The organism is Polaromonas sp. P1_E3, assembly GCF_056405935.1.
Genome location: NZ_JBFUBD010000619.1, coordinates 1 through 1182, shown reverse-complemented (window position 1 = coordinate 1182; position 1182 = coordinate 1). Strand labels below are relative to the sequence as shown.

The 1182-nt window shown below is 61.6% G+C and carries 2 protein-coding genes; one reads left to right on the top strand and one right to left on the bottom strand.

Annotated elements, in window-relative coordinates:
• On the top strand, positions 1-829 hold an 829-nt coding region (egtD, locus tag AC1D0Z_RS22245), incomplete at its 5' end, for an L-histidine N(alpha)-methyltransferase (RefSeq protein WP_477660318.1).
• 112 nt (positions 830-941) lie between these two features.
• Here egtD and AC1D0Z_RS22240 read toward each other — a convergent pair.
• A partial coding sequence (locus AC1D0Z_RS22240; protein ID WP_477660317.1) for a DHHA1 domain-containing protein occupies positions 942-1182 on the bottom strand: 241 nt, incomplete at its 5' end.

The following is a 1182-nucleotide window of genomic DNA, read 5'->3' as shown; positions in this document are numbered from 1 at the left end:
CATTACGGGCCTGGAGGAGTACTACCCAACACGCACCGAGGCCGCCATATTTGAAGCCTCCTATCCGCAAATCGCCGCCACGCTSAGCGCGRGCGGCRTYCACAACGCCTGCCTGATCGAYCTGGGCGCCGGCAAYTGCGCCAAGGCCGCAGCGCTCATTCCGCATCTYCAGCCGCGGCAATATGTGCCGGTCGACATCTCGGTGGACTTTTTGCGCGATGCTGCCGCGCAGGTGCAAAACAGTTTCCCCGCGCTCGACATCGTCGGCTTGGGTATGGATTTTTCGTCCGGCCTGGTGTTGCCCCGTGAAGTGCAGAGCCAGGAACGGGTGTTTTTCTACCCCGGCTCCAGCCTGGGCAACTTCCATCCGGCAGAGGCCCTGCGGTTCCTGCAGCACATCGCCGACCCGGCGCAGGGCAAGGCGCGCGGCCTGTTGCTGGGTATTGACCTGGTGAAGGACACCGCACGGCTGGAGGCGGCTTACGACGATGCGCTGGGCGTGACCGCTGCCTTCAACAAAAACGTGCTGCTCAACGTCAACGAACTCCTTCAGTCGGATTTTGACCTTYGCCAGTGGCGGCATGTGGCGCTTTTTAATGCCGCAGAGTCGCGCATCGAAATGCACCTGGAAGCCCTGTCGGACCTTACCGTGCGCTGGCCCGGGCATGCGCGGCGCTTTGGCGCCGGCGAACGCATCCACACCGAATGCTCCTACAAGTACACCGTGGAAAGCATGACGGCACTGCTGCGGCAGGCCGGATTCGGGAAAATTCACTACTGGACCGACCCGCAAAGCTGGTTTGCGGTGTTCTGGGCCGCCGTTGAGTGAAGAAGCAATGAAAAAAGGCCAATTTCTTGAACGAAATTGGCCTCCAGCCCTTTACCAACGGGCGCAAGCAGCTACTAAATTAATAGCAAACTGATCGCTTTGCGAGCGCCCCTCAGGCGCGATCGGTCACCCATGCCTGTACCGACTTCAATGCATCACCCAGTTTGGAAGCATCAGTGCCGCCGGCCATGGCCATGTCGGCCTTGCCGCCGCCCTTGCCGCCCACCTGCTGGGCCACAAAGTTCACCAGCTCACCGGCCTTGACCTTGCCCACGCTGTCGGCGGTCACGCCCGCGGCGATCTGCACCTTGTCGCCATCGACGGCGGCCAGCACGATGACAGCAGTCTTCAGC